Here is a 22,951-nt window from a genome sequence, read left to right as displayed (position 1 = left end):
TTTCCCTCACACTTTAGTCACTACCGGGCGACCCAGCAGGCCCTGCGGGCGGAAAATGAGGATCACCACCAGCAATCCAAAAGAGAAAACATCTTTGTAATCGGAATTGACCATGCCGGAGAACTGCGCTTCGGCAATGCCTAGAATCAGCCCGCCGAGCATCGCACCCGGCAAGGAACCGATCCCGCCCAGCACCGCGGCGGTAAAGGCTTTGATACCGATAATAAATCCGGCGTAGAAATCAAACGTGCCGTAATTCATGGTGACCAGCACGCCCGCCAGCCCGGCCATCGCCGCACCAATCATAAAGACCAGCGAGATAATCCGGTCCGTGTTGATGCCCAGAATCGAGGCCATTTTTCTGTCCTGCTGCACCGCGCGACACATACGCCCGAGCCGGGTGTGACTGATAATCCATGACAACACCAGCATGCCGACAAATGCGGCCACCAGAATGAACAGTTTGGTGTAGGTCATCTGGACAAAACTGTCGCCGATATGAAAACGCAGCGCGCCATCAAACATCGTCGGAATACCCTGCTGGCGCGGCCCCTGACTGATTTGTGCGTAGTTTTGCAAAATCAGCGACATGCCGATGGCGGAAATCAGCGGTGCCAGACGCGTGGAATTACGCAACGGTTTGTAGGCGATGCGCTCAATTGCCCAGCCGTAAACGCCGGTGACCACAATGGTAAAGACCAGCGTGCCAAGGATCAGCAGCGGAAAGGAGTGCACCCCGAAGAAGGAGAGCAGCGCCAGCGCGATGGCGCAGAGGTAGGCAGAAATCATATACACTTCGCCGTGAGCAAAGTTAATCATGCCGATGATGCCGTAAACCATGGTGTAACCGATGGCGATCAGCCCGTAGACGGCACCCAGCGTAATGCCATTAAACAGCTGTTGCAGGAAGAATGAATCCATAAATACGCAGTCTCTTTTTTTGACCGCGCCCCGATAAGGGCGCGGTCTGACACAGATCAGAACGGGCAAATCGAGATGATTTATTCCTTCACTTCCTGATACTTTCCTTTGTCATCCCATTTATAAACCACGTAATCAGAGACTTTCAGGTCGCCTTTACTGTCCCAGGATTTTTTACCCATGACGGTATCGACGCTGTTGGCTTTCAGCCATGCGCTGGCTTTGGCGGAATCGCTGCCGCCGGTGGCTTTGAATGCGGCGGCAATCGCCTGTACGGAGGCGTAGGAGTAGAGGGTGTAGCCTTCCGGCTCGAATTTGTTGGCGCGGAATTTATCGATAACTGTTTTCCCTTCGGCGATCAGACGCGGGTCTTTGCCGAAAGTCATCAGAATGCCGTTGGTGTATTGCGGACCGCCAGCGGCAGTGACCATCTCTTCGTTGACGATGCAGTCGCCGGAGAAGAAGGTGGCCTGAACGCCCTGCTCACGCATCTGGCGCACCAGCGGACCGGCTTCAGGATGGCAGCCGCCGAAGAACACCACATCCGGTTTTTGCGCACTGATTTTAGTCACCAGTGCGTTGAAGTCTTTTTCGCCGCGCGATAAGCCTTCATACATCACTTCTTTCACGCCGCGTTTGTTGAGCGCCGCTTTGGTGGCATCCGCCAGACCCTGACCGTAGGTGTCTTTGTCATGAATAATGACCACTTTTTTGGCTTTCAGTTTGTCGATGATGTAATCGCTGGCCACCAGCCCCTGCTGATCGTCGCGCCCGCACATGCGGAACATATCGCTCATGCCGCGTTCGGTGATTTGCGGATTCGTGGATCCGGGCGTAATGGCGATGATCCCGGCGTCGTTATACACCTCGGAGGCAGGCATGGTGGAAGAGGAACAGAAATGCCCGACCACGGCCTGCACTTTATCCTGATCAACTAAACGGTTGGCGACGGCGACCGCCTGTTTCGGTTCGCAGGCGTCATCGCCCTGCACCAGTTTGATTTTTTCGCCGTTGATCCCGCCTGCGGCATTAATGTCTTCTGCCGCCTGCGTTGCGCCGTGCCAGTATTGATCGCCATAGGTGGCGTTCGGGCCGGTGAACGGGCCTGCGACACCAATCACAATATCTGCCTGCGCGGAAAATGCCGTCACCAGACAACCTGCCAGTAAAAGAGAGAGTGGATTTCTTATAAATTTCATCGACATCATCATGTTCCTTAGAAGCCTGTTTGAGCAAAATGGTTTAGTAAAAACGCCTGAGCGTAGTCGTAAATCCTGTAGCAAAAACACGAACAAAAGCACTGAAATGGAGTGGTTGAAATTTCCTGGGGACGACGGCGGGGTTTCCTTACGGTTTTGCCAAAGGTGAAAACCTTAAGCAAAATTGCTGCCAGTGTTGCAATGTGTGACTGAACAGCAGGTCATTGTGAGTATAGAGCGCGTGGCGGCCAGCCCTGAGGCAAGTTGCAGAAACAACGGTCTGATCACATCGCACCGTGCTGGTGCTGAAAACAGGTGAAAAAGGGCCACCCCGCCCCCGCGTGCACCACGATGAAACGCAGAGGATCTTGCCCGGCGGCTCCCGCTCTTACGCTTGCTGACATTTTTATTCTTTGCATGTTCATGGCGGTTGTTTTGTAATGCGGGCAGATAATTGCAAAGGGAAACAACTGAACAATGAAGAAATTATCCTGCCTGACGGCTGTGGTTTTGGCCCTGACACTCTCCGGATGCGCCGGTGATTACGTGATCAACACCAAGGCCGGTGACCAGTTTTTCGCCCACGGCGAACCGGATCGAGACCGTGATACCGGCATGACCAGCTACACCGACATGAACGGCGATTATCATCTGATGAACACCAATGATATTGCCGGGATTGTGAAGAAGTAGCGGCAGAAAATCTGCAGGCAACATAAGGATCACGATGTTCCGTAAAATTCAGCTAATGACATTTCCTTCCGTGGTCATTTCGGTATTTTTTCTGACAGGCTGTCCACCTGCTGCGGAGTACACCCAGTGGCAACGCCCTTCAACCACCGAAGAGGGTGTGAAATCGGCCATGACTGAATGTGGTGATCCGGTTGGCCTTTCAATGAATACCCTGCCCGAAAACGAACAGGCGTTGCAATTCCTGTGCATGCAACACAGGGGTTTTACCCGTAAAGACGGGTTTGATTTTTGTCAGGTCATGGCCGATCTTCCGGCTTGCGTCGAAAAAAAGCAGGGGCATCCGCTTAGCCAGTCCCGGCTCGAAGCGCTGCCCTATCATGCCGATGAAGGGTTCTACCCGATAAATCCGGAATCCGGCAGGTACGAAGACATGCAGGTCACCTGGCGTAAAGTGGGCGCGCCAAGGGGGTTCTCAACGCAGGTTCCTAATAACCGGGAAGCGTTGCCGGTCATGTACGCCTGCGGCTATCCCAAACCCCTCGGATCGAATCTGAATGTCGCCAGCATCGGGCGTACTGCCAAAGCGCAACGCTGCATGATTGATCACGGCTTTGAGCCAAAGGACAAACTGATATTGGTATGCCGGGCTTACCCGCAGGTGACGGGCTGCAAAGTGTAAAGGTATTGCCGGCTCCTGGTGTTGAGTTGATATGCCACGTGCCTCTGTTTCAGGGAGGTTTCTCCCTCAGGAGCGTGGCTGCTTTTGGCACTCAGAAACGGCGGGAGTCTCTGCGGGGGATCCTGAAATACTGTTCAAAAAAAAAAGCCCGCCGCCGGTAAGGCCGCGGGCAGTTAAGAGGTCAAAAAAAGCTATCCGCTGAAACAACTTGCCGACCGATGGCGTCGTTAAACCCTTATCGTTTAAGGGCTACCGGTTGGCGTCAGGAACGGTTTTACTTTCAGTAAACTCATGCTTTTCGGGCCGTATCTTGAACCAGATGGCATACATCGCGGGCAGGAACACCAGCGTGATAATGGTGCCGCCAAAGGTTCCGCCAATCAGGGTGTAAGCCAGCGTTCCCCAGAATACCGAGTGCGTCAGCGGGATAAACGCCAGAATGGCCGCCATCGCCGTCAGCAACACCGGTCGCGCGCGCTGCACCGTCGCCTCCACCACCGCATGGAAGGGTGCCAGCCCCTCCTGTTCGTTGTGATGGATCTGCCCTATCAGGATCAGGGTGTTACGCATCAGGATCCCCGACAGCGCAATCAGTCCTACCAGCGCATTGATGCCAAACGGCTGGTTAAAGAGCAACAGCGTGGGCACCACGCCAATCAGCCCCAGCGGTGCGGTGAGAAATACCATCACCATCGCCGACATTGACCGCACCTGCAGGATAATAATCAACAGCGTCATGGCAATCATGATTGGGAACAGCGGTGCCATCGCCTGAGTGGCTTTACCGGATTCCTCAATCGCACCCGCCTGTTCTATGCGGTATCCGGCCGGCAGCGTCTCGATGACCGGCTGCAAGGCCTTGATGATTGCCGCAGAGACATCCGGCGGCTGCAGATTTTCGGCGATATCGCCCCTGACGGTAATGGTCGGGGTGCGGTCGCGACGGCGCAGAATAGGATCTTCCATTTGCACCTTAACCTCCCCTATCTGAGACAGCGGAATGCGCTGGCCAGAAGATCCCACCAGGGTAAAGCCCGCTATTTTTGCCGGATCGAGACGGATATTCCCCGCCGCACGCCCCATGACCTGTACCGAACGAATATCTTCACGCACTGCGGTGACAGGAACACCTGAAAGCAGGAACTGAAGCTGCTGCGCCACCGCATTCGATGTCAGCCCCACCGCCTGAAGACGGTCCTGATTGAGCGTGAAGTGCAGCGCCGGTACCCGCGGCCCCCAGTCGGTATTGACGGTCCGCATCATCGGGCTGGCCTGCATCACTTTTTCGACCTTGTCTGCAATTTCGCGCAGTTTAGTCGGGTCCGGCCCCATGAGCCGGTAGGCCACCGGATAAGGAGAATACGGACCAAACACCAGCTGGGTCACGCGCACGCGCGCCTCAGGTGCCAGGCCGCTGGCCACCGCTTCACGCAGCCTGAACTTGAGCGTCTCACGCGCTTCCTGGCTGTCCGTCAGCACGACAATTTTCGCAAACGACGGGTCAGGCAGCTCAGGCGCCATGGCCAGGTAAAAACGCGGCGACCCTTGCCCGATATAGGCGGTGACGATTTTTGCCTCTTTCTGCTTTCTCAGCCAGGCTTCGATTTTCGCCGTGGTGGCGCTGGTCTGCTCAATCGCGGTGCCGTAAGGCATCTGCACTTCAACCAGCACCTCCGGGCGATCGGAGGTCGGGAAAAACTGTTTTTTCACCAGCCCCATGCCGAGTATCGCGACCGTAAAGAGCGCAATCACGGTACCGGCGACTATCCACTTGCGGGCGATAACGCGGGTCAGTAACCGGCGAAAGCGGTTGTAATGGCGGGTGTTGTAAATCGCCGCATGCCCGCCTTCCACCGTTTTGATTTTCGGCAGCATTTTGACACCCAGATACGGCGTAAACACCACTGCCACAATCCAGGAAGCAATCAGGGCGATACCGACAATCCAGAACATGTTGCTGGTGTATTCGCCGGCGGTGGACTGCGCAAACCCGTTGGGCATGAAGCCGACGGCGGTGACCAGCGTGCCCGCCAGCATCGGCGCCGCCGTGTGGCTCCAGGCATAGGCCGAGGCTTTGATGCGGTCGTAACCCTCCTCCATTTTCACCACCATCATTTCGATGGCGATGATGGCATCATCCACCAGCAACCCGAGCGCCAGGATCAGTGAGCCCAGAGTAATGCGGTCAAAGTTTTTGCCGGAAGCTTCCATCACCACAAAGACGATCGCCAGCGTCAGTGGCACCGCCGCGGCCACCACCACGCCCACGCGCCAGCCCATACTGACGAAGCACACCACCATCACCACCAGCAGCGCGACAAAGAATTTGATCATGAACTCATCAACGGCGGAGCTGATGTTGACTGACTGATCCGTGACTTTGGTCAGCGTCATGCCCAGCGGCATCCCCTCATTGATTTTGGCCGTTTCCGCATCCAGCGCCTTACCCAGATCCAGACCGTTCCAGCCGTCCCGCATCACGATGCCCAGCAGCAGCGCCGGTTCACCCTGATTGCGGATCATAAAGGTCGCCGGATCTTCATAGCCCCGCTCAACGGTTGCCACGTCAGAAAGCTGCAGGGTTCTGCCCTGAACGACAACGGGCGTTTTGCGGATTTTCTCCAGCTTATCGAAAGCGCCATCAAGGCGGATAAACACCTGCGGCCCCTGGGTATCAATCGAACCGGCGGGCGTCAGGACATTCTGGCTGTTAAGGGCGGAGAAAATATCCTGAGGCGAAATGCCCAGCGTGGCCAGCCGGTCATGCGAGAACGAGACAAAGATGCGTTCAGCCTGTTCGCCAATAATATTGACCTTTTTAACCCCCGGCACATGTAAGAGACGCTGACGCAAAGATTCCGCATCGCGCACCAGCAGTCGCTGTGGCTCCCCTTTCGCCTTCAGCGCAAAGAGCGCGAAGGTCACGTCGGAGAATTCATCATTGACCATCGGCCCGATGACGCCTGCCGGCAGATTTTTGGCCTCATCCCCCAGCTTCTTGCGCGCCTGATAAAATTCTTCCTGCACCTGTGAAGGCGGCGTGCGGTCCTGCAGCGAAAGCATGGTAAAAGCCAGGCCGGGACGCGTATACGTCTCACTGCGGTCATACCACTTCAACTCCTGCATCCGCTTTTCCAGCGGTTCAGCCACCTGATCCTGCATCTCCTGCGCGGTGGCGCCCGGCCAGGCAGAAATAATCGTCATCTGTTTGACGGTAAACGGCGGGTCTTCAGCCCGCCCCAGTTCGAAAAACGACAGGATACCGGCCACGGTGATCAGGATAATCAGGAACAGTGTGATTGAGCGCTCACGCACGGCGAGCGCTGAAAGATTGAATCTCCCCCCGCTCATGGCTGGCTCCCGGCGACGCTGGCATCGCGCTGTTCAGCCATGCGCACGGCCTCACCTTCATGCAGCAGATGCGCGCCCAGAGCGACCACCTGTTCACCCGGCGTTAAGCTCCCGGTGACCCTCGCCGCATCTTCACCCAATCCCAGCACCTGCACGGGCCGCCATGACACCCTGGCCGGTTTACCCGAAATCTCCCACACACCCGGCCCTTTGCCCGGATCATAAAGTGCAGCTAAAGGCACCTGCATCACCTGCGCCGGTGATTTCTCGTCTGCAATATGAAGCGTCACGGTGGATCCCAGCGGGGCATTGGCCAGCGCCCCCTCAAGCACATATCTCGCCTCAAAGGTGCGGGTTAGCGGATCCGCCGCATCTGAAAGGAGGCGCAGTTTTGCAGGAACTGACTGTTGAGCGGTGCCGTACAACGTTGCCTGCGCGTCGCTTCCGGCAGCCGGACGTAACGTCTCAGGTAACTGCACGGTGGCCTCCCGCTGCCCCGCTCTTGCCAGCCGGACTACCGGCTGACCGGCACTGACAACCTGACCGGGTTCAGCCAGCGTATCCATCACCACGCCGTCGGCGTCGGCCAGCAGCACGGCGTAGCCCGTCGCGTTTTGCGCCACGTTGGCCTGTGCCTGAGCCGCACTGAGGTCAGCTTTGGCCGTGTCGGCGGCGGCCTTTATCTGATCGTAGGCCGATGCCGACACGGCGCCAGACGCGATCAGCCCGCGGTAACGCGCCTCTTCAACTGTCGTTTGTTTTGCCCGTGCCCTTGCCGCCGCAACGGCCTGTTGCTGCGCCTGCGCCTGCAGACCCAGGTCAACCGGATCCAGACGCATCAATGGCTGACCACGTTTAACCGTCTGGCCGGTATCGACCAGCCGCTCAAGGATTTTGCCCTGCACTCTGAAACCGAGATCGCTTTGGACCCGGGCGACGACAACGCCGGTAAATGCGCGGGAGGTATCTACAGCACTCACCACGGTCACAGACCTGACCAGAGGTGGCTGTGTACGGGGATCGTCAGTACCGGAAGTGTCGCCGCAGGCCACAAGGGCAAGCGGCAACAGGCAGACAGCAAAGGTGGCAGGATTAAGCCTGAGCATGGGTTCCCTTAAATCAGTTAACAGGAGAGTAACCGCATTCTCAGACTAGTGACCAATAATGTCAATGGTCACAAAACTCAGGGTGACAGACTTCTCAGTATCAGTGAGGACAGAAGAGTCGCCGCAGCCGGTGCCGTGTCGAGATTGTGCTGCAACTGAATCGGGCTGATATAGGGGCGCATCACCAGATACAGGGCATGTGCGGCCTCGTCCAGCGGCGTTTTTCGTTCAAATTCTCCCGACTGCCGCCCTTCAACAATGATGTGCTCAACCAGGAGTCGCAACCGCTTTTCATACGCCTCCGCCGAAGGCCACTTATCCCGCGCAGCGACGGCAGCAATGTCATAAAGCTTGCGATCGTGAAAAAACAAATCACTGCCGGCTTCAGTCAGGGCGCGGAATAAACGCCGTAATTTCTCGGAGGCCGACGGGGCATCTGCAATCGCAGAATTGACAATTTCCATGATCATCGCCAGCCGGTTAGCGCAGATCACCTCGCCGATCGCCTGCTTGGAATCGAAAAATTTATAGATATAAGATTTTGAAAATCCTATTGATTTAGCCAGTTCCGACACCGTGGTTTTCTCATAACCAAAATGCCCGAAATGCTCTGTCGCAGCGTCCACGATCTGATCGCGGACGCTGTGATCCGATGGCCCTCTTGGAGGGTGTACATTGATATTTTCAGTCATTTTTCCAGCTTAACTTAATGAACCTTAATTGACAACGAGTGACCATTTGGTAATTAAGTCACATTCCTAATGTGCCTGCTAAAAATCAGCCAGATGAAAAGAGCACAGAGCGCAATGACCGCCAAAATCATATAGGCGAAGCTCCATGACGAATGGCTGACGATGGCACCCGCCAGCGCCGGACTGAATGAGGCGCCCAGCCCCTGGAGTAACATCACGAGTCCAAGTGCTGCGTTGATATGCCCTGAGCCATTAAATAACGAGGCAATAAGTCCGGGTACGGCCACGCCCAAAATACCTGCACCGACACCGTCTAACGCCTGAACGGGAAATATAACGAATTCATTGCTCCATAAAGACGCAATTGCGGCGCGAAAGGGTAATACGATCAGCGCAATACCGATAAGTCTGGCGTAGCCATATTTTGAGGCATATCTGGCCGTCAGCAATGCAACGGGGATCATCACCGCCTGAGAAATCGCGACCGTAAGTGCCGCATAGGTACCCGGCGTGAACAGAGAACCCGAGGGAGAGGAAGCGACCTTCATGCTTAACATCGGCAATTGTGCAGCATTCGCCAGGTGGAAGAGGAGCAGAGTCACTCCGGTTACAGCCAGTTCAGGTCGCTTTAGCAACGCCAGAACCGAGACAGAAACGGCCGGACCTTCGTGTTTTTCAACCCCTCTCGCCACATCATGGTCTATATCGTTTTTATTGATCGCTAATGTGCACACCACGGCGCATACAGCCATCGTGGTCATCAGTAAAAATACGGAACCTGTGCCCCAGATCCAGCAGGTTATGGCCGCCAGCACGGCAACCGCCATATTACCGCTATGGTTGAAGGCTTCATTTCGGCCCATCTGCACCAAAAAGCCTTTCTGACCGGTGATGCCTAAGGTTATGCCGGCAATGGCGGGGGCAACGATGGCTGCCGCGATACCGGTAATGATTTGCGATAAAACCACCACGGTGGACGTCGGGAAATACCAGAGGGCCAGCGCGCTAAACGTAATGAGCAGGGATGAAGTGATAATTAACAGACGTTTGTAACGTGTGGCATCGACGATCATCCCTGCGGGGAACGTGGCTAACAATCCGGCCAGCCCTCCCACCGTCATCACCAGACCAATTTCTTCTGCGCGCCAGTGATGGGACACCAGAAAGATGCCTAAAAATGGCCCGAGTCCATCGCGAACATCAGCGATAAAAAAGTTGAGCAAACAGAGTACTTGCAGCGAACGTAATCTCATCAACATTAGTCCCGGAAAGTTTGATCATCACAAAAATACCCAGGCACTGTGCCTGAGTTTTTTTGCCTGGCTTATGCATGTTCAGTACCTGAACCTTGCTGCTGGTACTCGTGAACCAGGCTCAAAAATAGTGCCCATCTGCCGCCCCGTCAACGTCATTGAACCCCTGGGGCTGCGCGAGGAACGCCATCTGTATTTCGTGTTGAAAGAGGGATGATAGAAATGGCGCGAGGATAATGGTAAGGCTAGATTTAAACCCTGGTGGCCATACGCTTAGAGTTTTAGCTCACCGCAGGCAGCAAATAGTGAAGTGGTTTCCTTTCATAACATTCCCATGATGCCCAATGAGCATCACATCTGGCACGAAGGTCTTTCATCAGGCAGACCTTCGTGCCAAAGCCGTTATCTTTTCTATCAAGCATTACGCCGAATATTAAGCGCCTCCTTCAACCAGCACAAAAGTTCCGGTCGCAGCACCTGCACGTATTGCTTTGGCTGCCTGATATTGAGGACTCTCATAAAAACGTTTGGCCTCGGCAAAAGAAGCAAACTCAAAAACAACATGCCTTTCATGGGATTCCCCCTCAAGGTTTTCATACTGCCCGGACCAGGCAACAACCTTTGGACTGAACGCCTGCATTGCTTCTCCGGCAGCCTTAGCATATTCGGCGTAGGCAACAGCGTCCGATACAGTGACATGCGCGATTAAATATCCTTTGTTCATTTCTTTATCTCTTTTGTTAGGTGTGATTTATTCCGGCGCCATACAGGCGTGCTTTTTCTGGATCACCTGATGACATTTCTTCAGGGAAAGCATCGGCAGATTGAAAGGGGTTGAGTCATGATAATTGCCTTCAGCAAGTGTCTGCGCTGGATAACGCGGTGTGAAGACAGTCTATTAAGCATTACAGTAGGCATAAATAACCTGATAATTAACGCACTGTTATCTTAAAGAGGAACAATGAAAAATCTTGAGGCACTGATTATTTTCGCGCGAGTTGCGGAAATGAAGAGTTTTACCCAGGCAGCTGAAAGCCTTGGTATTCAGAAAGGACGTGCTTCAATCGTGGTGCGCGAGCTCGAACATGACGTAGGCGCTACACTTTTGCACCGCACCACTCGGACGGTGCAGTTGACCGAAGATGGCCGCATTTTTTATTCGCGTGCACGAGACTTGCTGGCGGAAGCAGACGAACTGCATTCAATGTTTTCACCTGGCGGAATGTCTCTGCGAGGGCGTTTGCGTGTTGATATGCCTGCTATTCTGGCAGAAAGCGTGATTATCCCCGCACTACCAAAACTACTGGACGCGCACCCGGAATTCGAACTTGAGCTTTCGAGTACTGATCGCCGTGTTGATTTAGTTCTGGAAGGATTTGATTGCGTCATTCGTCTGGGACCTGTTGTTGATGAAACCCTGATCGCCCGGCCGCTAGGACAATTACGGATGATCAATGCAGCGAGCCCTGGCTATCTGAAACGCTTCGATGTGCCGCAGACGATTGATGATCTTCTTAATCAGGGGCACAGGATGGTTCATTACATGCGCAATTTTGGCGCGAAACCTGACGGATGGGAATATCCGTCAGGTGATGGCTACAAGTCGCTGATGTTACCCGGCACGATGACGGTTAACAGCGTACCGGCCTACCATGAAGCAGGACTGGCGGGTTTAGGGTTAATTCAGGGAGGGTATTCCGCACTCCTGCCCCATATCCAACGTGGAACATTGGTTGAAATCCTTCCCAATCTGCGGCCCATGCCGCTTAATGCATCTTTCGTTGTCGCGCACAGGCGCAATCTTTCGCAAAGAGTGAGGGCTTTTATGAAGTGGACTGAAGAAGTGTTGAAACCTTATTTTGACTAATGTCTGAGTGAATGAGAAAAACGAAGGGGGTGAAAGCCTGGTTATTTATTTGGTGCCTGTTAATTGAAACATCGTGGCATTTGCCATGTCCGCTTCTGGCACGAAGCGGATTGACTCACTGAGCAGAAGGTCCGATCAGCGCTGCAGAGTCTTTTGACCTTGCCGGCTCGGCGTTAAACGTATTGAGAGAGTCGCGCGTATACATCTCATTAGACATGAATCGGCGACCAGGAGGGGTCATGGGCTGCAGCGTCAGTCTCGACGTCCGCAGAAGCCATTTGATCATAAACTCCCCCTGCACGCTGGCCGCAACGATATCTCCGTGCTGTGGCCTGGCGCTGCACATCATCGATAAATCGCTGTGTCACATAAAAAAAACGGCAGGGTGACATCTCATCCCTGCCGTCGAATCGGATAGCTTAATTTTTCGGCGATTAAAGAGAGTTCAATTGTGATGTAAATCACATTTTTATCTCATGCAAAACTCTTCGATTACTCTATTCATGTCTATTTTACGGCTGACACTGACAGGCTGCGAAAGGGCGGCAATTACCTTAATGTCAGGAGGATATCTGAACAGGGTTAAGATACAGACCTTTCATTGCCGGCCAACTCAATTCTGTTTCGTCCGTTTTCCTTTGCCCGGTAGAGCGCAATGTCGGTTTTTTTCATTAACGACTGCTGGCTTTCCCCAACTTTCCGGAAAGCAACCCCGATACTGACGGAGATACCCTGACCATCATCCAGTCTGATGTTCCGGGCATTCCTGCAGATGGATTCTGCATAGCGAATCACCTCATACCGGGAAAGCCCCTCGCCGATTACCGCAAATTCCTCTCCACCGATACGGAAAACTTTCAGTGCAGGCCCACTGATACCCGCCAGCTGTTCGCCGAATCTGGACAAAACACCATCACCGGCATCATGCCCCCAGCGGTCATTGATGTGCTTGAAAAAATCAATATCGATGATCATCATGGACAGCTGTGTACTGGTCGTGCTGCTGAGGGTTTCCACAAAATAACGCCGATTCGGAAGCCGGGTGAGTTCATCATGCAGGGCGCTGGTCTGCGCCACGGAAAAACGTGAATTCATCCGCATGATGATGCAATAGACGCTAATAACGGTGAGAAGCATTCCGGACAGCTTTAACAAATCTTCGCAGAAGTAGCCCACCCATCGCGGTTGACTGACTATTTCATCCATCACATCGAATGCACCTGCAGCGATCCAGAGTATGAGGCCGTTAATTGCTCCGCTCAGGGGACGTCCGTCAACGAAAACACAGGCAACATTCCCCAAGGTAAAAATCAGGAGCAGCAAGAAGAAGAGATCAATATATAACCCCGGACTGGACATGATTTCACGGAAGGTGCCCAGTGGGGAACCTGCGCTGATGGCCACAATGGCAGCAGTAGTGAGTGCCATGCAAACCCGGAGGATAACCGCCACCCTGAAGCGAACGGATGAAGACTGCAGCATATTGAATTTCCGTAGTGGTGGATGATGTTTAAAACCAGGACCCATGGAGACGGTGTTTTCGTGTGTCAGTTTGACGCACCACACCGCACAGGCTCGCTGCGATCGGGACAGTTGTCAGGTAAAACAGGTAACTCAAAAGTACCTCTGTCAGATAAAGGCGTAAACTCATGATTACCGAAATATTGTCACACCCGGACGACCTATTAAGTTATCAGAATGGGTAACAAGGGAAGTGGGTTCCCTCCGCCCTCTCGCCGGGTTTTAACCCGCAGCACAAAGCCGACCATCACTTTTTCTAAATTAATGAGCTCACCTAATAAACCCTAGAGAATTACCCACTATAATCAAATTAATCACTCTGCGTTATGCTTTTCCGACACAACAGCTGAAGGATAACCTCATGTAAACGGTAAAATTTTACAATGGTATCGACATGCCGCTGCTGGGCTTTGGTGTTTTTCAGATGACGGATGCCGCCGTATGCAGCGCGCCGTTATTGATGCCATCAATACAGGTTATCGCCTGATTGATACCGCCGCCTACTGCCTGAACGAAACCCAGGTCGGCAACGCGCTGTGAGTTCAACGAGTCGATGCAACGCTAACTGAACTAACGGGCCGCAAAGAGCGATCTTCGGACATTGCTAACGGCATTCAGCGTGAATTAACGAGGAGTTCGTCACAACTATTACGCGCAGCAATTTAGTGGTCTGTTTGATAATCAAATAATAAGAAATACTTTCACCAAACCACTAATCGAGGTGAAAATGCCATTGATTGATTTTTATGAAAGTTAAGAAAAAACCCGTGAGCAGGAGAAACAATGCAAGATTCGGGATACTGAAAACAGGGAACAGACTAGTGCAGCATTCTATAAACATTTGGCTGTCGATTTAAAACGAGCAATAAATAAACAAACGCTAAGGGGTTTTGATGAGTCCTCGCATAGATTTTAGCCCACAGATGAAGGAAGCATTGGTATCTGCATTCAAGCAGACGCTACCGGATGTTGATTATAATTGTGGGAAATTTGAACTTGCATCTTCAGAGGTAGATCGTGCAACAGTAGTTGCGGCAATGCTAGCGACTAAAAAGTGGCTAGTCGAGAATGTAGAGCTAATAGATAGTGAGGTGACTCGCTTATCTCTTTTATCGCAGAAAGATTGGAATCTGGAGCAGGTTGAAAGAGCAAGATACAACTTAACATCGGCGTTGATGCTAATACCAACTGTAGAAGAGTTAAACGAGATATACGATAAGGCGGCAGGCATAGTTCAGGGAGTGTAGATCATCCGGAATTCTGTTTCTGACTGGAGCAGGATTTCGGGTCAGGGTCAGCTTCATGTTGGCTGCATAATCTGGCAACCGGTAGCCTTCTCAGTAAATTCGCATGGGTCATCCAGCCTAGCGCAGAATGGAGATGAGCTAACCAGGCTGGAGGTCCGCTGTGAGCGAGAAGAGGACATGCGAGTCAGGATAAAACGTAGTTAGTCATGCCATCAACAGGTAATATGGCGACGCGCGGAAAGTACGCCATCAATATTGCTGCTTTATCGCGTCTATAAATGTTTGGGAGGGTTCAATGTCTTCAGCTTTACAACATCGTTTCATTCTGACGGGTGGCCCGGGGTCAGGCAAAAGCACGATAATTGATACGATCATAAAACGAGGGTATTGGTGTTCAAAAGAAGCTGGAAGAGGTGTTATACAGGACCAGATTAACATAGAGGGTGATGCATTGCCGTGGGCCAATCGAACAGCTTTTGCAGAGCTCATGCTATCTTGGGAAATGCGTTCGTGGCACGAAGCGGAAGGGCAAACACGACCATGCTTCTTCGATCGTGGAGTTCCTGATGTTGCGGGTTATTTAAGCCTTGAAGAGCTTACCATACCGAGGCATCTGGATAACGCCATTGCGAAATTTCGTTATAACCGTACCGTATTTATTGCACCACCCTGGCGTGACATATATGTACAGGATACAGAGCGCAAGCAATCTTTCGATGTCGCCGCCGCGACATATCACGCGATGGTGAAAGCATACCGTATATATGACTATCAGTTGATTGAATTACCATGCGTTTCTGTAGAGGAACGTGTGGATTTCATCCTTTCCAGGATATTACGCTGATAGAACGGTAACTGCGCTTAATGATGAATCACCATGCCTGAACCTGCCATATTCTAGTGAATATAGAACTTCCGCTCCTGGCACAGACCTGCCTGTGAAAAAATCCAGGGACTGCGTTGAACGGGATGCCGACGTTATTCTCCCGTTGACTTAATTGACTGCGCCAATTCAGGACTCCGTTTGGGAAACGGAAAATATTGTACGTTATGATGGTTTTCTGTACTGACTGATTTCAATCAGGCGAAAAGGTCAATACTTTCCTTCAACCAGCTTTCTATTGTTTCGCCAAATATTTCCGCATCAATGCATTTTGTAGTGTCACGCCACGACGGACAGGAAAACCCCGTTCCACTCCATGAAAGCCGTGCCGTAGAAAGAACTCTTCCGCAGCCTTACTCACATTTGAAGTAAGTTCAGCAATTCCAAGTTGTCTAGCTTCTTCATGAATGCAATTCATCAGTAGCGTCCCTACTCCCTGTCTCGGGTAGGTTCCTGAGACAAAGAAATGGTCAATGTACCCATTCGGCTGAACATCTGCATATCCAGCTATTTCCCCATCCACTTCAACAACAAAGGGGCGCAGCTCCTTCATGTAATTGGCCCATTGTTCCGGGTCGATATCTGGTGGAGCCCAGGCCTCTATTTGTTCATGTGTGTAGTAGTGTGATGCGATGGTATGTACAGAAGATAAAAAGACCCTGAATAACGCAATTTCATCCCCATTAGTGAACCTTCTGATTTTCATAAAACCTCGTTAGTCGTAACGCGTTCTGCCTGCCGGTAAAGGGTCTGGATGCTACATACTTGAGAGCAACTATAGCCTGTGGCATCTGCTGTTTCCCGGATATTCAGTTTTTTAACCTGTCGGTAGTACAGCACTTTCTGGTGCCTAATGGTTTTAACAGCAAGCGATCTGTTTTTAGTCTGAGTATCTGCATACGTTCATCTCCTTACTCAGAAGGAGTACGGTTTTATCGTAGTTACTCAGGCACCACTCATGCTTTTTGATAACCGCCGGTGGGATTTTCTCTATATCTTTGACGGTACCAAATCCCATTGACCCGTAAAAACCTTCAAGCTCAGCAAAAGGTAAACAGTAAAGAACTGACAGACCTGAGTTCTTAATTAGGAAATCTACCACCTTACGGGCGATCCCCAGACCCTCATTGCCGGGAAAAACATAAATTCCCCCAAGCTCGCCGCTTTCTGTATCGATTGTTACAACTCTACCTTGACCAACAATATTATCGCCATCAGTCGCCAATACGATTAGTTCCCCTGCAAGTGACGGTACAAAATCAATCTCAGCATAGCGCTCGTTAACGATGGCGAGATCAGCGTTGGTGGCGATTCTTAAAGAAATTTGCATCATTCTTCCTACATCTCTTTATCTGTATTTTTCAGCTTTTGATTTTCAACCATAATATTTGGTGTAAATATCAAACAATAACGGTCAAGAAACATATTAGATATAGCCTAAATGTTTGAATATTTTCTGATAGATTTCACGCACCACTTTGCTTTTATTTTCGTGATATTGTTGAATATCTAAGCTACAACCTTTAATTGCATCTAATTTAACGTCAGCATATAGCTGGCAGTCCTTCTTTGACTGTCGCAACCAATCTCGAAAAAGCACATGTCGGATTGTTTCAGGAGTGTCTTGAGTGAAAACATGAAGGTTAACTCTGGGATTATCGTAATGAAAAAGACGATGTCCATGGAAGCGAGGCTCACGCACAATTAGTTTATACCCAAGACTCTCAAGTGCTAATACATAAGTTTTTTCATCTGTAGCATCAGCAACTGTCAAATCAATATCAATAACGGGTTTGGCAGCCAGACCAGGTACCGCCGTAGAACCTATATGATCAATTCTTAGTAAATTCGAACCTAATTTATTTTTAATAGTGGATGCTAACGATGAATATATTTCCGGCCACAGGGGATCATAAGCAACGACCGCAACATTCTCAATCGGCGGTACGCCATTAACAAAATAACTATCCTGAGGATCAATGACATAATGCTGCATTATTTCTTTTGGGCTAACCATAAACCAACACCTATCGACCATACAAATTATGAACAATAGCGTACAGGAGATGGGTTTGGATGTCTCTCAAACGTCCGCTCCTGGCACGAAGCAGACATACAGATATGAATGGTCCGCTGTGAGCGAAAAGCTGAAGATTAGCTCTCGCAGAAGACATAAGCACTTTTATATCCAACTACCCATAGCGGTCATAACTTTGTGCAGATTCTTTGGTGTATATGCTTTTGGGTGTGAGCCCAGCTTTTTCATTGAACCCTTCCTGATATATTTTATTAGGCTGTTAGATCATGGCTATCTTCAAGCAGCTCGTATATTTCTTTGGAAGAGAGCGGACTGGAAAGAAGTATGCTGACCCAGTGCTCTTTGTTCATGTGGTAAGCAGGAAAGATACCCTCTTTTTTACGCAATGAGCCGATGTGCTCCGGTCTGACTTTCACTTCTAGCACATCGACCTGATCTTCCGTCTTTAGACCCAGCTTAGTGCCAGATACATTCATCACGATACCGAACCATTTCTTACCGTCGTGATGCCTGAGTACTGCGTAGCCCGGCAGGTTGCTCCAGAGATATTCCGGTTCAGATTTAAAGTGTTCTCGTGCGTAGCTGTATAATGCATCTCTCTTCATCATAGTTTCCTTAACATCACTTACTTTATATTTTACTCTGGAAGTTATAATACCGGGTTCATGGCTATTTTAGTCATCCGCATTCTATTTAAGGTGAGTCCGAAAGCACTGGTGTGGGGCAGCTTAGGGCGAAAGCGGTTGTTAACCGCATCAGGATATAATCAGTTTGTCAGAAGCTCTCTGAATGTGGATGATTCGAATTACATGAACGCCTAGATTTAAAGTGCAGCAACAATGACAGCTTCCATTTTCTCCGGCGTAGTGATCGGTGCAAAACGCCTGAGGGGTTTGCCGTCGCGCCCGATCAGGAACTTAGTGAAGTTCCACTTGATCCGCCCACCCAGCACACCGGGTAATTCGTCTTTCAGGTAACGAAACACCGGGTGCGTAGCCGGGCCGTTGACCTCCACTTTTTCGAATATCGGGAAGCTCACACCATAATTGATGTGGCAGGTCTGCGCGATGTCGTCGGCACCGCCGGGTTCCTGATTACCGAACTGGTTACAGGGGAAACCAAGCACCACCAGCCCCTGGGGAGCGAACTTCTTGTAGAGCGATTCAAGGCCTGCGTATTGCGGCGTGAAGCCACAATGGCTGGCGGTATTCACCACCAGAACCAGCTTACCCGCATAGTCGGCCATAGAGATGAACTGCCCACTCAGACTGGTGGCGGTGAGTTGATGAAAGGTGGTCATGTCGGGCTCCTCAGAGAAGATGTGCAAAGTCGAACAAAGAGTGACGGAATAAGTTGCTGTAATAACAGGCGACATGCGGCAGAAGCTCAGCCCGCAAAACCGATGCCTGCCGGGTATTTAAGCACTCTGTAGATCTCAGAAATAACCTGCGCCGTTGCGTCTTCGATAATTCCTTCATTACGGCATAACACCCAGCCCTGAGCTGTAACTTCTCGCTCAAACGCCCTGCTACAAGCGACATGCTCTTCCAGTTTATGAATGACAGTACTGCTTAGCCCACGCGTTCTGGCCGCGGCTCTGGCCCATGAAATGTCAGGCGCAGTAACCACCCCGATATGCAGGTCTGGCGTACGCACGTTTCGTTCAATATTAAGCTGTAAGATCTCTGCAAATGGAACCTTCCGGCGAAACGCGGCTTCCGACGGGTACCAGCGATCCATTAAGATAATGCTGTCCGGTGGCTGTTTAGGCAGCACATGCTCGGAAATCCAGGCACGGCTATCAGCAAAACGCTCACACACTTCCCGTTCCAATTCCAGGGAGGGATGTCTGGCGAGCCTGTTCACGAGGGCCATTGTTTCCCCCCTGTAAGGATCGCTTTTTTTCTCGCTAAGTCGGATCACCTTTTTGTTATCTGCCCTGAGCACTTTCGTCATGGCCTCCAGCAGTGTGGTTTTTCCGACTCCCTTGGGCCCGTCCAGAGAAATAAACAGCGGACGACTCATTGTTGAAATGACGTTTGACATAGGTTTTGCTTAACACTCAACTCTGGCAAAAGCATCTTATAACCTTCTTTGTAACAGCCGACCACCCTGTAGTTCGCAGCCGCGGCCTGTCGCGTCAGCATAATCCCCCCACCCAAAACGGGTAAATGAATCGATGACCAGATGATTTAGTAAGATAATGATTTAAATTGGTTTTTCACATCAATAGTGAACCAGCCCGCCGTCCACCGCATACTGGCTTCCGGTTACGTAGGACGCATCGTCTGAGAGCAGAAAAAGTGCGACGGCGGCAGCTTCATCAGCGGTACCGGCTCGCCTGAGAGGCACCTGGCTTACCACAAAATCTTCAAACTTTTGCCGCGACTCTTCGGACATGAAGTGCCTGAAATTCGTCTCGACAGGTCCTGGCACCAGCGTATTGGCGCGAATGTCGCGCGCGGCCAGTGAGGCGGCCCAGCTTTTTACCATGGCAACCACGGCGCCTTTGGTTGCAGCATATAACCTGGTCATGGGCGCACCTTCGTAGACCGAAGACGATGCGGTGACCAACACGGATGCACCTGGGTTCAACATGTTGGAAAGTGATGCAAGCTGCAACATCGGCCCGCGTACATTGGCATTCATCATGCGGTTAAAGGCGTCGGCCGTAACGGATTCCGGTGCACCAATTTCTGCGTAACCCGCATTCAGCCACAATCCGTCGAGCTGCCCCCAGCCGCTGACTGCGGTAGCGAGCGCATCAATATCCGCCTCACTTGCCGCATCACTTTTCAGGATCAGCGCGGTGTCCGGCAACAGCGTGCGGGTTTGAGCAAGACGTTCGTCACTCAGCCCCGTGATGGCAACCTGTCCTCCCTCTTTCACAATTCGCAGCGCGCCTGCCAGCCCAATACCGCTGGTGCCACCCGTGATAAGTACACGTTTACCGTGAAATCTTCCCATCATTACGCCCCTTTGAACCTTTGAATCGGCACTTACCTTACGAAAGATAACTGTAGTCGTCATCTGTTTAATCATGTGGAAGCGACGTTAATGGATGCCCTGCCCAAATCGATTCTGGCAGTACAATTTTTCCATCGGATGATAAGGTGAGATTTCCCTAAATCTTCTTGGCAGGAATGAAAGTGAACATTTCAGAGAAACATGAGTGGCAAAAGGATATGTACCTGGTAAGCACAGACACAGAGAAATTGGATGTAGAGGCTATACACCGGTATCTGACCAGATCTACCTGGGCTAAAGGTATTGGTCTGGATATTGTCTCTGCATCAATAGAAAACAGCCTTAATTTTGGCGTTTATCATAATGAAATCCAGATAGGTTTCGCTCGTCTGATAACGGACTATGCGACAGTCGCCTACCTATGCGATGTCTATGTGCTTGAAGAATATCAGGGAGAAGGCTTTGGAAGATGGGTGATGGAATGCATACACCTTCACCCTGTGTTTGAAAAGCTACGCAGAATAATGTTGTTCACAACAACAGCTCCCTGGCTTTATGAAAAGCTTGGGTATGAGCCCGTAAATCGCGAAAACTATGCATGGACCATTACCCGGCCTGATATTTATACCCATGGGAATAAACCGGGCTGACAAACACTCACCTTCCGCTCCCCGTTGACTTATTTTTGCCTGTTTTTGCAAGGGCTGCATGGGTACGAAGCAGCCAGAGGCAGAGCCAAGGGCTGCTTTGAGCGAGTAGCGGAAGAGTAGTATTCGGCTATTTTCTTGGCTTCTTTTTTCAGGAAAATTACCATGTAGTATAACTTCTGTTATCTCAACCACTTCTCCGGGTGTATTGATCATATGCGTAAATTACAAAAAATAATTGCAGCCGAATATACCAATCCTCCACTTCAATCCAGTCTCCCTTCGACAGCGATACCTCGTATTGTATCAAAATGTCGAAATGATGAATTTGCAGATGCACATATCCTTATAAAGCAGCTCAAAGCTGAGTTGGTCACAGTTCCTGATTGGGAGGGAGATACACAGGATGACATCTGGAAGGCCATCGCACTGTTCAGAGCAATCTTGGCGAAGGTAAAATAATAAATTATCCTGACGAACGCCCCTGGCACGAAGCAGACATGCAGGCGTAAAGGGTCCGCTTTGAGCGATCTACGGGCATTTACCTCTAGGAGGAAGTGGAAGGCCTCTTAAGATGATTGATCCCTTAAAACGGGTTACTTACACAACTGTGATATCATGCAACAGTATTAATACCTATAGGTATCTGGCATATGAAAATAATAATCATTAGTGATTTACATGTTGGTGACGCGGCTGTTTCAAATGAGTTTGCAGTAGGAAGCTCTAACAACGCTGTAAAAAATCAGTTTCTAAAAGAATTAAGGCATCTTGCTAAACAAGAGGATATACGAGCTGACTATCTTGTTGTCGCGGGTGACATCACCAACAGAGCAACTAGAGAAGAATTTGAACTTGCATCTACACGCTTGAAAGAAATAGCGATGATTGTGGGAGTAGATCAAGAAAAAGTCTTTTTTGTTCCAGGGAACCACGATGGTAACTGGGTTGAAGAAGAACTCTCAATGACTTCAAATGAAAACATTAACATGACAATTGAACGCAAATATAGCAACTTGCGCTTCAATGACTTTTTTAAACAATGTTTAGACCGAGCTCATTTTGGCTGTTATTATAATGAACCATATTTTGCTATTTGGAGTGATGAGAACCTAAATATCATTGGTGTGAACAGTTCGGTTTATGACCACTATGATAGAAAACCTCATCACGGTGTTATTCGCAAACAGGATTTAACAGAACTGGATAGAAAGCTTCAAGAGCTGCAGATTGCATATAGTGAGAAGATTAATCTGCTAGTCGTACATCACCATCCAATCCAGCAGCCTGATTTACCTTTTGATGCCGCAGATCATAGCATCTTACAAAACGCTGCTATCCTGATGGAAATTGCGTCTAAGCATAACATTAATTTCATCGTACATGGACACAAACATATACCGAGGCTTGCACAGTATTCTGACGACTATCAGCATCCTATTAATATACTTTGTGCTGGCAGTTTCTCTGCGCGTTTAGATGATAGATGGTTCCAAGGGGTACCGAATACTATTCATCAAATTGAAATTGATAAAATTTGTTATGTAAATAAAACCCCTTTAGGGAAGGTAGTGACTTGGTCACACAATACAGGACATGGGTGGACAAAAGATGAGTCCATTAATGGAATACCTCATAAAGAGTTTTTTGGTAATCGCATGTTACCTGTTGAACTAAAAAATCAGCTAAAAAAATCTATTGAGAGTTTTTTCGAAACGCAGACACATGTAAAGTGGAGTGAACTATCTAACCATTATGCTGATATAATATATACTTCGAGAAAGCTACTTGAAAAGACTATTATGGATTTATCGGATGAAGTTGGCTTTACAATATTTAAAACTCCAGGACAAGATGAGTTATTCATTTTGCTGAAGGGAAAATAAC

The 22,951-nt window shown here is 50.4% G+C and carries 23 protein-coding genes and 1 pseudogene; 9 read left to right on the top strand and 15 right to left on the bottom strand.

Annotation, left to right across the window (positions count from 1 at the left end; all coding sequences use genetic code 11):
* Positions 1–6: 6 nt before the first annotated feature.
* Positions 7–921: an ABC transporter permease subunit gene (locus ACQZQY_RS14060; RefSeq protein WP_056780933.1), complete on the bottom strand. Its 915-nt coding sequence runs from the start codon at positions 919–921 to the stop codon at positions 7–9.
* Positions 922–1,001: 80 nt separating this feature from the next.
* Positions 1,002–2,126, bottom strand: coding sequence for a branched-chain amino acid ABC transporter substrate-binding protein (locus ACQZQY_RS14055; protein ID WP_136376066.1), 1,125 nt, complete (start codon positions 2,124–2,126; stop codon positions 1,002–1,004).
* A gap of 471 nt (positions 2,127–2,597) precedes the next feature.
* Here ACQZQY_RS14055 and ACQZQY_RS14050 point away from each other — a divergent pair, with 471 nt between their 5' ends.
* Together ACQZQY_RS14050 and ACQZQY_RS14045 are read left to right on the top strand one after the other, a co-directional pair.
* Positions 2,598–2,813: a YgdI/YgdR family lipoprotein gene (locus ACQZQY_RS14050; RefSeq protein ID WP_056780940.1), complete on the top strand. Its 216-nt coding sequence runs from the start codon at positions 2,598–2,600 to the stop codon at positions 2,811–2,813.
* A gap of 34 nt (positions 2,814–2,847) precedes the next feature.
* The gene (locus tag ACQZQY_RS14045; protein WP_431295824.1) at positions 2,848–3,492 is read left to right on the top strand and encodes a hypothetical protein; all 645 of its coding nucleotides are present in this window, start codon (positions 2,848–2,850) and stop codon (positions 3,490–3,492) included.
* 249 nt (positions 3,493–3,741) lie between these two features.
* Here ACQZQY_RS14045 and ACQZQY_RS14040 read toward each other — a convergent pair whose 3' ends face one another.
* The 5 genes from ACQZQY_RS14040 to ACQZQY_RS14020 all read right to left on the bottom strand — a co-directional run bounded on the left by ACQZQY_RS14040 (position 3,742) and on the right by ACQZQY_RS14020 (position 10,618).
* Positions 3,742–6,843 carry an efflux RND transporter permease subunit gene (locus tag ACQZQY_RS14040; protein ID WP_431295823.1) on the bottom strand — a complete coding sequence of 1,034 codons (3,102 nt, stop codon included), beginning with the start codon at positions 6,841–6,843 and terminating at the stop codon, positions 3,742–3,744.
* Positions 6,840–7,949, bottom strand: coding sequence for an efflux RND transporter periplasmic adaptor subunit (locus tag ACQZQY_RS14035; protein ID WP_431295822.1), 1,110 nt, complete (start codon positions 7,947–7,949; stop codon positions 6,840–6,842). The genes ACQZQY_RS14040 and ACQZQY_RS14035 overlap by 4 nt, the downstream gene beginning before the upstream one ends.
* Before the next feature lie 77 nt (positions 7,950–8,026).
* Entirely contained in the window at positions 8,027–8,641 is a 615-nt protein-coding gene (locus ACQZQY_RS14030) for a TetR/AcrR family transcriptional regulator (protein ID WP_431295821.1), read from the bottom strand.
* 53 nt (positions 8,642–8,694) lie between these two features.
* Positions 8,695–9,894: an MFS transporter gene (locus ACQZQY_RS14025; protein WP_431295820.1), complete on the bottom strand. Its 1,200-nt coding sequence runs from the start codon at positions 9,892–9,894 to the stop codon at positions 8,695–8,697.
* 433 nt (positions 9,895–10,327) lie between these two features.
* Positions 10,328–10,618 (bottom strand): DUF1330 domain-containing protein, encoded by a 291-nt coding sequence (locus ACQZQY_RS14020; protein ID WP_421670179.1) that lies wholly within the window; start codon positions 10,616–10,618, stop codon positions 10,328–10,330.
* Positions 10,619–10,855: 237 nt separating this feature from the next.
* On the opposite strand from ACQZQY_RS14020, the gene ACQZQY_RS14015 reads away from it, so the two are divergent.
* Positions 10,856–11,761 carry a LysR family transcriptional regulator gene (locus ACQZQY_RS14015; RefSeq protein WP_421670180.1) on the top strand — a complete coding sequence of 302 codons (906 nt, stop codon included), beginning with the start codon at positions 10,856–10,858 and terminating at the stop codon, positions 11,759–11,761.
* 582 nt (positions 11,762–12,343) lie between these two features.
* On the opposite strand, the gene ACQZQY_RS14010 is transcribed toward ACQZQY_RS14015, so the two are convergent.
* Positions 12,344–13,189, bottom strand: a complete 846-nt coding sequence (locus tag ACQZQY_RS14010; RefSeq protein ID WP_431295819.1) for a GGDEF domain-containing protein — start codon at positions 13,187–13,189, stop codon at positions 12,344–12,346.
* Between the two features lie 487 nt (positions 13,190–13,676).
* On the opposite strand from ACQZQY_RS14010, the pseudogene ACQZQY_RS14005 reads away from it, so the two are divergent.
* The 3 genes and pseudogenes from ACQZQY_RS14005 to ACQZQY_RS13995 all read left to right on the top strand — a co-directional run.
* A pseudogene (locus ACQZQY_RS14005) lies at positions 13,677–13,819 on the top strand (aldo/keto reductase); the annotation flags it as partial.
* 356 nt (positions 13,820–14,175) lie between these two features.
* On the top strand, positions 14,176–14,529 hold the full coding sequence (locus ACQZQY_RS14000; RefSeq protein WP_056780961.1) for a hypothetical protein: 354 nt from the start codon (positions 14,176–14,178) through the stop codon (positions 14,527–14,529).
* 295 nt (positions 14,530–14,824) lie between these two features.
* Complete coding sequence (locus tag ACQZQY_RS13995; RefSeq protein WP_431295818.1) at positions 14,825–15,373, top strand: AAA family ATPase; 549 nt, start codon at positions 14,825–14,827, stop codon at positions 15,371–15,373.
* Positions 15,374–15,647: 274 nt separating this feature from the next.
* Here ACQZQY_RS13995 and ACQZQY_RS13990 read toward each other — a convergent pair whose 3' ends face one another.
* The 7 genes from ACQZQY_RS13990 to ACQZQY_RS13960 form a co-directional block, all read right to left on the bottom strand.
* Positions 15,648–16,118, bottom strand: a complete 471-nt coding sequence (locus ACQZQY_RS13990) for a GNAT family N-acetyltransferase (RefSeq protein WP_431295817.1) — start codon at positions 16,116–16,118, stop codon at positions 15,648–15,650.
* A gap of 174 nt (positions 16,119–16,292) precedes the next feature.
* Positions 16,293–16,745 (bottom strand): GNAT family N-acetyltransferase, encoded by a 453-nt coding sequence (locus ACQZQY_RS13985; RefSeq protein WP_200930321.1) that lies wholly within the window; start codon positions 16,743–16,745, stop codon positions 16,293–16,295.
* 93 nt (positions 16,746–16,838) lie between these two features.
* Positions 16,839–17,429, bottom strand: a complete 591-nt coding sequence (locus ACQZQY_RS13980; RefSeq protein WP_056780970.1) for a GrpB family protein — start codon at positions 17,427–17,429, stop codon at positions 16,839–16,841.
* Between the two features lie 272 nt (positions 17,430–17,701).
* Positions 17,702–18,055 (bottom strand): MmcQ/YjbR family DNA-binding protein, encoded by a 354-nt coding sequence (locus tag ACQZQY_RS13975; RefSeq protein WP_390975813.1) that lies wholly within the window; start codon positions 18,053–18,055, stop codon positions 17,702–17,704.
* Between the two features lie 218 nt (positions 18,056–18,273).
* Entirely contained in the window at positions 18,274–18,750 is a 477-nt protein-coding gene (locus ACQZQY_RS13970) for a glutathione peroxidase (RefSeq protein WP_431295816.1), read from the bottom strand.
* A gap of 86 nt (positions 18,751–18,836) precedes the next feature.
* On the bottom strand, positions 18,837–19,475 hold the full coding sequence (locus ACQZQY_RS13965) for a dTMP kinase (protein WP_431297193.1): 639 nt from the start codon (positions 19,473–19,475) through the stop codon (positions 18,837–18,839).
* 201 nt (positions 19,476–19,676) lie between these two features.
* Positions 19,677–20,417 carry an SDR family oxidoreductase gene (locus ACQZQY_RS13960; protein ID WP_431297192.1) on the bottom strand — a complete coding sequence of 247 codons (741 nt, stop codon included), beginning with the start codon at positions 20,415–20,417 and terminating at the stop codon, positions 19,677–19,679.
* Between the two features lie 176 nt (positions 20,418–20,593).
* Between ACQZQY_RS13960 and ACQZQY_RS13955 the strand changes: the two genes are divergently transcribed.
* From ACQZQY_RS13955 to ACQZQY_RS13945, 3 genes are all read left to right on the top strand, one after another.
* Positions 20,594–21,067: a GNAT family N-acetyltransferase gene (locus tag ACQZQY_RS13955; protein ID WP_431295815.1), complete on the top strand. Its 474-nt coding sequence runs from the start codon at positions 20,594–20,596 to the stop codon at positions 21,065–21,067.
* Between the two features lie 213 nt (positions 21,068–21,280).
* The gene (locus ACQZQY_RS13950; RefSeq protein WP_431295814.1) at positions 21,281–21,526 is read left to right on the top strand and encodes a hypothetical protein; all 246 of its coding nucleotides are present in this window, start codon (positions 21,281–21,283) and stop codon (positions 21,524–21,526) included.
* Positions 21,527–21,717: 191 nt separating this feature from the next.
* Positions 21,718–22,950: a metallophosphoesterase family protein gene (locus ACQZQY_RS13945; RefSeq protein ID WP_431295813.1), complete on the top strand. Its 1,233-nt coding sequence runs from the start codon at positions 21,718–21,720 to the stop codon at positions 22,948–22,950.
* Position 22,951: the final 1 nt, after the last annotated feature.

Source organism: Rahnella sp. PAMC25559, assembly GCF_050632365.1.
GTDB classification, from domain to species: Bacteria; Pseudomonadota; Gammaproteobacteria; order Enterobacterales; family Enterobacteriaceae; genus Rahnella; species Rahnella rivi.
The sequence above is the reverse complement of the archived record's forward strand: the minus strand, read 5'-3'. Positions and strand labels throughout refer to the sequence as shown.

Excerpts from the sequence above, each read along its gene's own strand:
- ACQZQY_RS14060 (WP_056780933.1), bottom strand. The coding sequence starts at position 921 with ATGGATTCATTCTTCCTGCAACAGCTGTTTAATGGCATTACGCTGGGT.
- ACQZQY_RS14055 (WP_136376066.1), bottom strand. The coding sequence starts at position 2,126 with ATGTCGATGAAATTTATAAGAAATCCACTCTCTCTTTTACTGGCAGGT.
- ACQZQY_RS14050 (WP_056780940.1), top strand. The coding sequence starts at position 2,598 with ATGAAGAAATTATCCTGCCTGACGGCTGTGGTTTTGGCCCTGACACTC.
- ACQZQY_RS14045 (WP_431295824.1), top strand. The coding sequence starts at position 2,848 with ATGTTCCGTAAAATTCAGCTAATGACATTTCCTTCCGTGGTCATTTCG.
- ACQZQY_RS14040 (WP_431295823.1), bottom strand. The coding sequence starts at position 6,843 with ATGAGCGGGGGGAGATTCAATCTTTCAGCGCTCGCCGTGCGTGAGCGC.
- ACQZQY_RS14035 (WP_431295822.1), bottom strand. The coding sequence starts at position 7,949 with ATGCTCAGGCTTAATCCTGCCACCTTTGCTGTCTGCCTGTTGCCGCTT.
- ACQZQY_RS14030 (WP_431295821.1), bottom strand. The coding sequence starts at position 8,641 with ATGACTGAAAATATCAATGTACACCCTCCAAGAGGGCCATCGGATCAC.
- ACQZQY_RS14025 (WP_431295820.1), bottom strand. The coding sequence starts at position 9,894 with ATGAGATTACGTTCGCTGCAAGTACTCTGTTTGCTCAACTTTTTTATC.
- ACQZQY_RS14020 (WP_421670179.1), bottom strand. The coding sequence starts at position 10,618 with ATGAACAAAGGATATTTAATCGCGCATGTCACTGTATCGGACGCTGTT.
- ACQZQY_RS14015 (WP_421670180.1), top strand. The coding sequence starts at position 10,856 with ATGAAAAATCTTGAGGCACTGATTATTTTCGCGCGAGTTGCGGAAATG.
- ACQZQY_RS14010 (WP_431295819.1), bottom strand. The coding sequence starts at position 13,189 with ATGGCACTCACTACTGCTGCCATTGTGGCCATCAGCGCAGGTTCCCCA.
- ACQZQY_RS14000 (WP_056780961.1), top strand. The coding sequence starts at position 14,176 with ATGAGTCCTCGCATAGATTTTAGCCCACAGATGAAGGAAGCATTGGTA.
- ACQZQY_RS13995 (WP_431295818.1), top strand. The coding sequence starts at position 14,825 with ATGTCTTCAGCTTTACAACATCGTTTCATTCTGACGGGTGGCCCGGGG.
- ACQZQY_RS13990 (WP_431295817.1), bottom strand. The coding sequence starts at position 16,118 with ATGAAAATCAGAAGGTTCACTAATGGGGATGAAATTGCGTTATTCAGG.
- ACQZQY_RS13985 (WP_200930321.1), bottom strand. The coding sequence starts at position 16,745 with ATGATGCAAATTTCTTTAAGAATCGCCACCAACGCTGATCTCGCCATC.
- ACQZQY_RS13980 (WP_056780970.1), bottom strand. The coding sequence starts at position 17,429 with ATGGTTAGCCCAAAAGAAATAATGCAGCATTATGTCATTGATCCTCAG.
- ACQZQY_RS13975 (WP_390975813.1), bottom strand. The coding sequence starts at position 18,055 with ATGAAGAGAGATGCATTATACAGCTACGCACGAGAACACTTTAAATCT.
- ACQZQY_RS13970 (WP_431295816.1), bottom strand. The coding sequence starts at position 18,750 with ATGACCACCTTTCATCAACTCACCGCCACCAGTCTGAGTGGGCAGTTC.
- ACQZQY_RS13965 (WP_431297193.1), bottom strand. The coding sequence starts at position 19,475 with ATGAGTCGTCCGCTGTTTATTTCTCTGGACGGGCCCAAGGGAGTCGGA.
- ACQZQY_RS13960 (WP_431297192.1), bottom strand. The coding sequence starts at position 20,417 with ATGGGAAGATTTCACGGTAAACGTGTACTTATCACGGGTGGCACCAGC.
- ACQZQY_RS13955 (WP_431295815.1), top strand. The coding sequence starts at position 20,594 with ATGAAAGTGAACATTTCAGAGAAACATGAGTGGCAAAAGGATATGTAC.
- ACQZQY_RS13950 (WP_431295814.1), top strand. The coding sequence starts at position 21,281 with ATGCGTAAATTACAAAAAATAATTGCAGCCGAATATACCAATCCTCCA.
- ACQZQY_RS13945 (WP_431295813.1), top strand. The coding sequence starts at position 21,718 with ATGAAAATAATAATCATTAGTGATTTACATGTTGGTGACGCGGCTGTT.